The following is a 12380-nucleotide window of genomic DNA, read 5'->3' on the forward strand; positions in this document are numbered from 1 at the left end:
TGAAGTTTTGAGGTTGTTGGAGGGAAAGAAAAAAGAATATAAAGTATAGAAAAATGGACATAGATGCTTAAGATATAAAACAAAGAGTTTATTTTAAGGTATAAATATAGGGTTTGAAACAATAGAATATGGAGTATAGATTTCTTTAATTACTGAAAACGATCAATGCTATTTAGAGAACTTCAGGAATTTTTTTCAGAGAATCTGAAAAAAATTCCACAACCCACAACCCACAACCCACAACCCACAACCCACAACCCTTGAACCTGACAATATTTCATTAAAATACATTTTGGACAACTTGTTGACTATCTGATTAAAAAATTACATGAAGCAGCATCAAAATATATTGCCTTTTAAGCTAACCATGCTTTTGTATCCATTACTAATGGTTTTAGCCATATGGGTAGTTTTTTGGTTGGAAGTAAAATGGGATATTAGTTTCAATAAATTGGGTATTAGACCAAGACATTGGGAAGGGTTGAAAGGTATTTTCTTTTCGCCGTTTATACATGGCGATGCTTCTCATTTGTGGCATAATACGTTGCCCTTGTTTATATTAAGTGCAGCTTTGTGTTATTTTTATGAAAACGTATCAGTAAAAGTATTGCTGTTAGGTACTTTTTTTACGGGACTTGCAACGTGGATGATAGGGCGAGACTCTTATCATATTGGAGTAAGTGGAGTAATATATATGCTATTTGGATTTTTATTTTTAAAGGGGTTATTAACAAAGCAGTTCAGATTATTAGCGGTATCATTTTTTGTAGTATTTGTGTACGGAGGTATGATATGGTACGTAACACCAATAGATTTTAAAATTTCATGGGAAGGTCATTTAAGTGGACTTTTAGTGGGTTTTTTTTTAGCTACTTTTTTTAAAAGCAACATACATCAGGATACTACTAAGTTTCTTTGGGAAACAGAAAACTACGATCCTGAATTGGATGCTTTTATGCAATGTTTTGATGCGGATGGCAACTTTATACCGACACCTAAAATTGAAGAAGAAATGAAGCCAGACGAAGTTCAAATAGTTGGCGACAACACCACGGAATTTTTATCAGATAAAGGAATGCGACTTATTTATCATACTATAAAGAAAGGTAAAGGTAAAAAGCGAGTTTTTAGGTTGAGGTAGAAAATACGATGTCAGTCTTAAACTTATATATTCATAATTGTTAATTCGAATCAGATTATGGAGTTAATAGCTCAATAATGAAAAGCGTATTTAAAGTAAAAGTGGTAGCTGTGTAAATGATTATATCAAAGTGAAGCTGTTTTCCCTTCGAAAAAAGCTCCACTTCATTTAATTTAAAATTAAATTGGCGTTATATTTTAAGATTGTAATGTTAATTTAATTGCTTTTTTTGGTCATTAAGATCAATTTTTGACTTTTTCAACGCGAAAAAAGATATTTCTAACTTCTAAAACAGATGAATGTTGCATTAATTTGTAAGTTTTTTTGTTAAAAAAAGTGTTAAATTAATTGTGCACGCATAATAGTTAGAGATGTTAATATTTTAATAAAAAATAAGCTTTTGAAAATTTGAGCCACTTTGAGAGGTCTAAAGTCAACAATTTGAAGAAGTTTATAACTTATTTATGTCAATGTGAGTAATTGTTAATGATTTCTTATATATAACGATATAGTGTTAAAATTGTAGGAATTGGATGATTTTTTTTTGGGAGTATCGGAATAATTGAGTCTCTTTATATGGTCTAATTTTTATTCTTATATCATCATGCACAAAAAAACTACGAAGCTATTTTTTGGCTTATTCATGTTAGTTATCCAAGTTGCTTTAGCACAAAACCGAACAATAGCAGGGACAGTTACTGATGATGCAGGCTTACCGCTTCCAGGTGCAAATGTTTTAATTGAAAACAAACCAGGAGGTACAGTTACCGATTTTGACGGTAAATTTGTTATTGAAGTATCAAATGATGATACTATTGTTGTGAGTTACATTGGGTACGAAACACAAAGCATTTTAGTTGGCGACAAGTCAGCATTAACTTTTAAATTAATTGAAGACACTGAGTCTTTACAAGAGGTTGTAATTACCGCACAAGGTATCAAGCGGGAGAAGAAAGCAATCGGGTATGCAATTACAACTCTTGATCCGGAAGAAGTAGAGGATCGGCCTGAAGCAGACGTTGCCAGAGTGTTAAATGGAAAGGTTTCAGGTGTAAATGTTGTTGGAGTTGGAGGTGTTGCTGGTAGTGGTACCAATATCATTATTAGAGGACAATCATCAATTACTCAGAACAATCAAGCGTTGTTTGTTGTCAATGGAATACCATTTAATACGGCGACAAACAGTCAAGATACCGATGGTGCTTTTACCGATGGTACAGCAAATACATCCAGTAGATCTTTGGATATTGATCCAAATAATATAGCCAGTGTTAGTGTTTTGAAAGGATTGGCAGCTACAGTATTGTATGGAGAGCAAGGGAGGAATGGAGTTGTCTTAATAACGACAAAAGATGCCTCAGGAAGTGAAGTAGGAAAAAAAATGGAAATAACGCTTTCGCAATCAATATTTGCGAGTGAAATTTCTGGTTTACCTGATTACCAAAACACCTACGGTCAAGGGGGAGGAGGCGTTGCTAACGTTGGCTTTGTTGGAAACTGGGGACAACGTTTTGATGAAAATATAACGGTTAGAAATCATTTAAGACAATCTCAATTTGCAGATATATTTCCTGAATTGCAGGTAAATGTTCCTTATCAAGCTTTTGAGGATAATGTAAAAGATTTTTTTAGAACTGGTTTGGCAACAACAACATCTATAAGTGCCCGTAAATCTTCAGAAACAAATAGTTTTAGTGCCAGCTTTTCTCACACAGATGAAGATGGTTTTGTTCCAAATAATAGTTTAAGAAGAACTAATTTTAGTGTGGGTGGTAGCGCTAATCTAACTAATAATTTTACGATATCAGGAGCCTTTAATTTTGCAAGAACTGATTTTAGAACACCTCCAATTTCAGCAAATAACGCAGTTGATGGGGTGTCAATTTTTCAACGAACATTATTTATACCACGTAATCTTGATTTAACTGGATTGCCTTTTCAAAATCCTACGGATGGGTCTAATATTTATTATAGAACAGATCAAGAAAACCCACTCTGGTTGTTAGAAAACTCAGGATTTTCTCAAATTTCAGACCGTTTTTTTAATTCTCTTTCTACCAATTATAGTTTTACGGATAAATTATCTTTAACCTACAGAGTTGGTTTTGATACGTATACTGAAAGACAAGATTACTTTTTTAACAAAGGGGGAGTTTCGAGTCAACAATCAAGAGAAGGGTATTTAAGAACCACATCAGGAACCAATACAACTTGGGATCATAGTTTAATATTTAATGCTGCTAACATCAATTTAACAGATAATTTTCATTTAACAGCGGTTGCGGGATTAAATACAAGATCTGAAGTTTACGAACAGTTTGGTACAGTAAGTTCAAATCAAATATCATTTGGCTTTTTAAACCACTCTAATTTTGAAACGCAAAGTAGTAATGATCCACTTAGAGCAAATGGAAGTGTCGATTTTAAGGAACGCACAAATATAATTGGTCTATATGGACAAACAGAATTTGATTATAATAATTATTTATTTTTAACATTAGCGGCTCGTAATGATTGGGGATCTACAGTAGAAGAAGAAAATCAGTCATTATTTTATCCTAGTGTATCGTTAGCAGCGTTGCCAACTAGTTTTATACCAGGCTTAAAATCAGAAGGACTTAATTTTTTAAAGTTTAGATTTGGTTACGGAACATCAGCAGGTTTTCCTGATCCGTATTTAACAAGGCCTAACTTGGTTCAAACACCAGCAGCATTTGGTTCAAATGTTACCAATTCAATATCAAATAGATTACCTAATCCAGATTTAAAACCTGAAAGACATGAGGAAATAGAATTAGGGATGGATGCTAAACTTTGGAAAAATAGAATTGGTTTAGATGTAAGTGTGTATCGTCGAAATTCTACAGATCAAATAGTAGATAGGCCAACAGATGCTTCAACTGGAGGTACTGTGATTGCAACTAATATTGGTAAAATTGTTAATGATGGTATCGAGGTTGGATTAAATTTTTCTCCTTTTAAAGGTACTAAAGGGGTTCAGTGGGATATGCGAAACATTTTTACTGCTTATGAAACTACTACTGAAGAGCTAGCAGACGGTTTGGATGAAATACTAATTGATGGGTTTGCGGGATTAGGAAACGTAGCTAGAGTAGATGCACCATTGGGAGCTATTATTGGATCTTTTGCATTAAGAGATGAAGCAGGGAACTTAGTGGTAGATTCGTCAGATGGTACAATAATTGACAGTGCTGATCTTGGATTGAGAGCAAGAATAATAGGAGATCCAAATCCAGACTGGAAGTTGTCAACAATTCATACCATTTCGTATAAAGGCTTTAGTTTATCTGCTCAGTTAGAATATACTCATGGTGGAGATATTTTATCTAATACAATTGGAAATTTATTAAGAAGAGGTGTTACCAAGGATACCGAAGATAGAGAACGTACTTTTGTACTGCCTGGGGTTTCGGGATCAGTAGTTAATGGAGAATTAAATATTGCCAGAGATGCTGCAGGAAATGCACTGCCTAATACTTTTCAATTAGGTTCAAATGAAGTTTATTTTCTGAATTTTGCTGATGCAAATGATCAATTAATCTTTGATGCATCCGTATTGCGTTTACGTGAAGTTTCTTTAGGCTATTCCGTTCCTAAAAAATTCTTAGAGGGAACACCTTTTGGATCAATGTCTTTTACAGCAGTTGGTCAAAACTTATTCTTTTGGGCACCTAACGTACCTAAATATACTAATTTTGATCCTGAAACAATTAGTACGGGAGTTGGAAATGGTAGAGGTTTGGATTTTCAAACAGCGCCAAATGCAAGAAAGTTTGGGTTTAATTTTAAAACTACATTTTAATGAAAAATATATTTAATTATAAAATAAATACCGTAGTACGGTTACTTGCCCTTTCATTTTTATTAGCAGTGGGAGGTTGTGAAACACTAGACAGGGACGAAAGTTTACAAATTGATCCTAGTTTACTAGATCCATCAAGGGCTGATATTAACTTGATACTTAACAATGTACAAAATGAATTTGTAAAGGCTTTAGCCGAAAACAATGCTGGAGCTACGGGGGTGCATGTTCGTGCTGCTGAATTTGTGCGTATGCAACACTTATTTGGAACATATACTGGACCTTTTTCTTTGACACCTGCAAATATTAATGCACTTTGGACTGATTTTTATACTGAAACGTTGAACGACGCTAGGACATTAATAGCTATTGGAGAAGCACAGGGTAATAGAGGGCATGTTGGTATTGCAAAGTTGATAGAAGCTTACTCTTTTGTAGTTTTAGTAGATACTTTTGCTCGAGTACCTTTTAGCGAAGCACTAAAGGGGAGTGAAGGTAATTTTAATCCAGTAGCAGAGGATGGTAGTGTAATTTACGAAGCTATGTTTGCTTTAATTGAAGAAGCAAAAGCAGACATACTAGCTAGTAAAGCAGCAGGTAATTTCCCTGAAGATTTAATGTATGCTGGGGATGCTGATAAATGGGTGAAGTTGGCTAATACGCTAACTTTTAAAATGCTTATTCAAACTAGGTTGGTTGATACTAATGCTCAGGAAAAGATTAATGCTATACTTACCCAACCTATGATTGATACTAATGTAGATGATTTTCAGTTTCAGTATTTGTCAGTGAACAGTCCAGTTGATAACAGACATCCGTCTTATATCTTTAATTACGGAAGTGGAGGAGCTAATGATTATATGAATAGTTTTTATGTAAAATTATTGTTAGATGACAAAGGTTTTTCTGATCCTAGATTGCGTTATTATTTTTACAGACAAGTTGAAGAAAATCCTTCAGGAGATGACTTGCCATGCGCGGATTCTTCATTACGTCAAAACTTTTGTTCTTTAGGTAGCTTTTATTGGACAAGAGATCACCAAAATAATGATGGTGTTTCACCAGATCAGTTACGTAGGACTACCTACGGATTGTATCCTGTTGGGGGTGCTTTTGATGCAGATGATTTTGAGTCTGTTGCTGTAAATGATGGAGCTGAAGGTGCTGGGATATTTCCAATCATGTTAGCTTCATATGTGAAATTTTTACGTGCAGAAGCAGCGATTACTTTAAATACTTCTGACAATGCTAGAGAAATGTTGGAAGCAGGTATTAAAGCCTCTATGGATAAAGTATTAAAGTTTAATGAGGGACAAGTGAGTTCCGACTTTGCTGCAACTGATGCAGATGTTGCTGCTTACATAACTTTTGTTTTAGATAAGTATGATGCCGCCGCTAATAATGATGAAAGATTGGATATTATAATGGAAGAGTATTACATAGCGCTTTGGGGTAATGGGTATGAAGCGTGGAATAATTATAGAAGAACAAGTTTGCCAAGTAGATTACTAACTGACGCAGCGCCAGTTCTTCCTTCTCCAGGAGCGTTTCCAAGATCATTTATTTATCCAGCTGCTGCCATAAATTTAAATAACTCTTTAGAGGAAAAAGGAGTTGATGTACGTGTATTTTGGGATACTAATGATAAACCTATTAACTAAAAATAAACTATGAAAGCAATAACTATTAAAAAAATAGCAGTACTAATTACAGGTTTATTTTTATTAAACGCCTGTGATGAAGAAGATAAAGATAAATTTGATGATTTTGGTGATACAGGAATTATCAATAATATTGAAATAGCCGATGGAGCACAAACCTTTATTGATGTTGTTGGTATAGGAAACGGAGAGTCAACTACCTTGCAATTTACGGCAAATACTTTTTTTGGTTCTCCAGTTGAAAGTGACGTAATAGCTATTTACAGAAAAGCAGCAATATTGGGTAAAGATGACGAAATTATTGAGCCGGCTGCAGTATATAGTGCTACAGTGTTAGAAAACGTAACTTTGCCAAACACGTTTACTATTACTACAGATGATATTGTAAATGCGTTTAACGAATTAACAATATTGACTGATATAAAATTTAGAGATGAGTTGAGCCTTGCTGTAAGCTCAACACGTTCTGATGGTTTGGTATTCGATATATTCAATCCTGATGGATCATTAAATATTAAAGCAGATATTATCAATGATGATGATTTTAATACCTTTATATCTTTTCCTGTATCGTGTCCTTCTGGTTTAGCGGGTGATTATGTAGCTACTATTACAGAATCTAGTGACCCATTAGGAGATTTTGTTACGACAAAAGATGTAACTATTTCTGAAGTATCGTCAGGTAGATTTAATATAAGTGATGCTACAGGCGAGGTACTTGAATTAGAAGTTGTTATGCAGTTTACTGATCAGTGTGAAATAATTACAGTAGTAGAACCTTCAATAAGTTTCCCAACTCAAGTAATTTTCACAGATAGAGGATCTAGCATTAATGCAGATACAGGGGTACTAACTTTTAATTTAGCTTTTAAATCGGGTTCTTGTTGTAGAGTAGGAACTACATTTACATTAACACTTACGCCTAAATAAAATTAGACTTATAAAAATTTAGTTAAGTTAAAAAGGGTAACAATTAGTTTGTTATCCTTTTTTTAATTAGTGTTGCTAAATAAATGGATAAAGAACTTTTTAGATTTTAATGGAATCACATTTGAATAGTGGTTTTTTTGTTTAAAAGTATAGTAATTAGCCTACAATCTGTTAAAAGCAACTTTAGTACTAGTAGTTGAAAAAGAGAAGTCTGATAATTTTTTAAGCTCCTATTATTTAAATTTTAAAAAAGCGAAGGGAGTTACATATCATCTGGATACTATACTAAAAGCCAAGCACAGCTGATTTTTATGTTATAAATTGTGTAAAGATGGAAAATCAATCATTCCAGTATTAAGAATAATTCATGATGCATTTAGACATTCGAGAGGGGCGGCAGTAATAATTAGAGGTTTGAAATGTTTGTTTAATGGACCAAGATTGTAGATTGAATATAAGACAAAATGAAAAAGAGACTTGAATTATTAAAAGTGAGGAAAAAGAATTATACAATTGATTTTAATGCTTTGGAAAAAAAGCACAATATCAAAATTCCTTATCTGTATAAATTTTTTTAGAAAACTTTTATGTTGGAGAAAATAGTATCTTATGTCAAATGTTTTATCATCCAGAATTTAAAGATGAAAGATACATTAGTTATTTTACTTTTTCTAAGAAACCTGAAATTGATTTTTCAGGGTTCAATTCGTTAGAAAATTCTATAATATATTCAAAAGAAATTGAAGATACAGATGATATAAAATATTTAACAATTGGTTATTGTTCAGTTGGTGGTATCATGATGGATCTAAATGATGAAACTCAGGGGCAAATTTATTATTACGAACCAGACGCACAGAATAATGCTTATCAGAAAATAGCTGATAATATTTTTGATTTTGTTAGAAATTTGAAGGAGGTTTTTGAATCTGAGGAACATTTGGAGGGAATAAAGTATTCTCAACTTTATAAAAAAATGGGGTGAAGATTTTTGGAGAGTGAGAGAATAGTTTTAAAATACACTAATATTGATTAAGGGTGAAAAAGTTGTAAAGGGTATTATTTCCTTTTGCAGATTCTTTTTGTAAAAAATAAAAATGAAAAAAAGCGATATAATACTAGTGTTAATGCTGCTAGGAGTATTAATGAATGTTTCAGCACAAAGGACGTTACCCGTTGAAGAATATTACAAATATGTAACAAATCCAAATAAAAGATTGGCATCGGATAATATTACTAAAGTAAAAGATGTAAATGATGTTTTTAGGAAATTTTATGGATTTTGGAAAGGAACATATAGAGGTAAAACATATAGACTTGTTATGGATAATGATACTAAAAAGTCTGATTTTGGTGTGGAACGAGATTATGTAGTTATGCGTTACAGAGTGCAAGATGCCAATGGTAGAATGATTGAAAATTCCATAAGTACACCAGAGTATCCCGATGATCAAAAATATGAGGTAAGGAGTGAGTATCTAGATAAAAATGGTAATCTTCAAATGTTTTTTTCAGGAGGAAAGTCTGATTGTGGTATTGATGGGGTACTCATTGTTTATGTTGAAGGAGGAAAAATGAGTGTTACCTTAGTACCACAATACCAATACCCATGCGATAATCCTACAATTATTTTTCCGCCAAAGGAATCTGTCATATTTTTCAGAGGTTTTTAAGGTAACAACCAAAACAAATTAAGAATACGAGCAGTAAAGATAATTACATTCTTTACTGCTTCTTCACTTAATATGAGTGCATGAAGTTAAGAATTAGTATTGCAAGTACAGTAGTGTTGCTTAAAATTATAGCAGCTCAAGCCCAACAAGGAATTTTTGAGTATCTTAAAACTAAAAAAGAGGATAGTGTATACTATAAATATTACCGTACAGCAATTAAGGATCCTTATCAATGGCTCGAAAAAGATAAAACAAAAGCAGTGCAAGATTGGGTGAGTGATCAAAATGATTTTACACGTAGTTATATTGATAGTATTCCATTGAGAGAAACACTTAAAAACAAGTTACTCAATTTATGGGATTATGAAAAACAAACCATACCACTCAAACACGGGGCTTATACCTATTTTTTTAAAAATAAAGGCTTGGAAGATTATTATGTATGGTATCGATATAAAAACAATAAAGAAGATGCTGAGGTTTTTTTAGATCCTAATACCTTTAGTGCAGACAAAACAACGTCATTACAAAAAACTGCATTTTCTAAATCGGATAAGTATTTGGTTTATGCCATTTCTGAAAAAGGAAGCGATTGGCGTAAACTTATAATTATGGATGTGGCATCTAAAACTAATGTTAATGATACTATAGCAAACGTTAAGTTTTCAAGAATTGCATGGAAAGGAGATCATGGTTTTTACTATTCAAAATATGATCAAATTGATGAGAAGCCTTTCCAAAAAGTGTATTACCATAAAGTAGGAACAAAACAATTGCAAGATCAACTTGTTTTTGGGAAAAAATATAAAGAAAAATATGAGTATGTAAAAGCCGAGGTTACCAATAATGAAAAATACCTTATTCTTTATGCGGGTAACGAATTATTAATAAGAGATTTGACTAAGGAAAAGGCTAAATTTAAAACCTTAATTGAATGTAGGGGAGATACAGAGGTGGTGTATGATACGGGTAATATTTTATACTTAAAAACAAATATAGATAGTGATTATGGAAAACTGATTAAAATAGACATTAATAAGCCGCAGTATGAGTGTTGGGTGGATGTAATTCCAGATATAGGGGTTGAAATTGAACATATTAGCACTGTGGGAGGTTTCTTTTTTGTGAAGTATATTACAGAATCGTCGGCAACGGTAGTACAGTATGACTACAACGGACAAAGCATTAGAAAAGTAAAATTACCAGGCAAAGGGAGTGTAAACGGTTTTAGTTCTATGATTAATGATAAAGAGACCTATTACAGGTATCATGACTACATACATCCTCCGCGACTTGTGGGTTTAAATGTGAAAACAGGAGCATTAAGGACATATCAAAAAGCAGAGATTGATTTTAATCCAGATCATTTTATAACTAAATTGGTGTATTACAAATCGAAAGATAGTACATTAATTCCCATGCGCATTTCACATAAAAAAGACTTAAAACTTACAGGTAAAAATCCCACAATATTGCATGCTTATGGGGGTTTTGATATAAGTAAAACGCCTAAATTTTCAATTGGAATGGCTTTGTGGTTACAGTTAGGTGGAGTGTATGCTGTATCTAATATAAGAGGAGGTGGCGAATATGGGAGTTAATGGTATTTAAAAGGTAGGCGCTTGGAAAAACAAAACTCTTTTGATGATTTTATTGAAGCGGCAAATTATTTAACAGAAAAAAAATATACTTCATCAGATTATCTTGCTATTAAAGGGGGTTCAAATGGAGGCTTATTAATTGGAGCAGTAATGACACAGCGCCCCGATTTAGCTAAAGTAGCTTTGCCTTCAGTAGGCTTATTTGATATGCTGCGATATCATAAAATTAATTATAAACGTCAAGAATATGGTAACGCAGAAGAGAGCAGAAAGATGTTTAAATTTTTAAAAAGTTATTCACCAATTCACAATATTAAAGATAATGTAACTTATCCAGCAACACTTATTGTAACTGGAGATCATGATGATCGTGTACCGCCAGTACATTCTTATAAATTTGCAGCTACCTTACAAGGGATACAAAATAAAGCCAGCCCTATTTTGCTGCGTACAGAAAAAAATAGTGGTCATGGCTATGAATTATTATTGTTTAAAGTTATAGAAAAATATGCTGATGTATTCAGCTTTACGCTTTATCAAATGGGGATTGAAAGTTTGGAGTAACGCTCCATAACTATAATATTATGGAGCGTTAAGTGATTAGTTTAATGTTCTTCGAAACCTAAAGGACGACAAATGGGATTGTAATTTGGAGTTGTCAATGCTCTAGGTCTATTGGTAAAGAAACACCCTAGTTTTATATATTCTACATAAACAATCATGTCAAAATCTGTAGGTGATTCCACTCGCACTTCATTTTTATTGTTAGGAAGGATAATTCTTCCTCCATTAGAAGTCCATCTATAATTAGAGCTATTTATTAATCTCCCATTTTCTTTAACTCTAAATCGGAATACATTACCAGGACATGCGGTGCCTATTTGTTCAATAGTTAGTTTTGGAGGTAAACATACTGTTTGTTGAAAATTAGCAATCGTAAGTCGTTCCGAACAGCTCAGTCCATTTTCACTGAATCCGTCCGCAATAATCGTACCTCCACTAAAAGTGTTTGAGAAATTTAGTCTTACACGCTCGGTACCTTGTCCACTTGTTATTGAAAAATTACCTTGTTCTATTTTCCACTCTATACGATTTAAATTTGTTAAGTTAGACGTATATCTTAATGTGGTTGGTTTTCCTGATAAGTCATTTATAGTTTCAATATTACAAGAAGTCGTATTTATTCTTTTTTCATCAATATTCCTTATAATTAAATTAGTTTTGTTGATAGTAGTGTGGTCGTTATTTTGCTCCTCAGTATCTTTTTCGCAGGAATAAAAAGTTAAATGTATATCCGTAAAAGCTCCTAAATTGAAATAATTTTTGTATATTGTATTGAATTAAAGATGGTTAAATCATGAATATATTTTCTTTTGGGGCAGAATTCACAGATGAAAAAAGTTGTCGTCTTCATTTTAAGGAACAACGAGATAAGCAAGGTTTTATTTGCAAGCGTTGCCAAAGTACAGACCATTATTGGTTAATCAATAAGTGGAGTTACCAATGTAAATCGTGCAATTCTAGAACTTCATTACGTAGTGGTACTATCAA

The 12380-nt window shown here is 32.8% G+C and carries 9 protein-coding genes and 1 pseudogene; 9 read left to right on the plus strand and 1 reads right to left on the minus strand.

Translation table 11 applies throughout. The features are described from left to right. Window positions 1-328 precede the first annotated feature (328 nt). The 8 genes and pseudogenes from GMC_RS0100215 to GMC_RS21940 form a co-directional block, all read left to right on the plus strand. Window positions 329-1141 (plus strand): rhomboid family intramembrane serine protease, encoded by an 813-nt coding sequence (locus GMC_RS0100215; protein WP_010520240.1) that lies wholly within the window; start codon window positions 329-331, stop codon window positions 1139-1141. A gap of 643 nt (window positions 1142-1784) precedes the next feature. Beyond that, window positions 1785-4964: a SusC/RagA family TonB-linked outer membrane protein gene (locus GMC_RS0100220; protein WP_010520241.1), complete on the plus strand. Its 3180-nt coding sequence runs from the start codon at window positions 1785-1787 to the stop codon at window positions 4962-4964. Then, window positions 4964-6625, plus strand: a complete 1662-nt coding sequence (locus tag GMC_RS0100225) for a SusD/RagB family nutrient-binding outer membrane lipoprotein (protein ID WP_010520242.1) — start codon at window positions 4964-4966, stop codon at window positions 6623-6625. Before GMC_RS0100220 ends, GMC_RS0100225 begins: the two co-directional genes overlap by 1 nt. 9 nt (window positions 6626-6634) lie before the next feature. Further along, the gene (locus tag GMC_RS0100230; RefSeq protein ID WP_010520243.1) at window positions 6635-7555 is read left to right on the plus strand and encodes a hypothetical protein; all 921 of its coding nucleotides are present in this window, start codon (window positions 6635-6637) and stop codon (window positions 7553-7555) included. 616 nt (window positions 7556-8171) lie between these two features. Next, window positions 8172-8540, plus strand: a complete 369-nt coding sequence (locus tag GMC_RS0100235) for a hypothetical protein (protein ID WP_010520244.1) — start codon at window positions 8172-8174, stop codon at window positions 8538-8540. A 112-nt stretch (window positions 8541-8652) separates the two neighbouring features. After that, window positions 8653-9228: a hypothetical protein gene (locus GMC_RS20350; RefSeq protein WP_010520245.1), complete on the plus strand. Its 576-nt coding sequence runs from the start codon at window positions 8653-8655 to the stop codon at window positions 9226-9228. An 80-nt stretch (window positions 9229-9308) separates the two neighbouring features. Further along, window positions 9309-10829, plus strand: coding sequence for a prolyl oligopeptidase family protein (locus GMC_RS18435; RefSeq protein WP_238527887.1), 1521 nt, complete (start codon window positions 9309-9311; stop codon window positions 10827-10829). A 12-nt stretch (window positions 10830-10841) separates the two neighbouring features. Further along, window positions 10842-11393 (plus strand): annotated as a pseudogene (locus GMC_RS21940) (prolyl oligopeptidase family serine peptidase); the annotation flags it as partial. Between the two features lie 41 nt (window positions 11394-11434). Here GMC_RS21940 and GMC_RS21590 read toward each other — a convergent pair. Further along, window positions 11435-11575: a hypothetical protein gene (locus tag GMC_RS21590; protein WP_157998121.1), complete on the minus strand. Its 141-nt coding sequence runs from the start codon at window positions 11573-11575 to the stop codon at window positions 11435-11437. Between the two features lie 611 nt (window positions 11576-12186). Here GMC_RS21590 and GMC_RS20995 point away from each other — a divergent pair. Continuing rightward, window positions 12187-12380 (plus strand): transposase (locus GMC_RS20995; RefSeq protein ID WP_138940522.1); only part of this gene is annotated, 194 nt, incomplete at its 3' end.

The sequence above is a fragment of the Aquimarina agarivorans genome (genome assembly GCF_000218485.1).
Taxonomy (GTDB): Bacteria; Bacteroidota; Bacteroidia; order Flavobacteriales; family Flavobacteriaceae; genus Aquimarina; species Aquimarina agarivorans.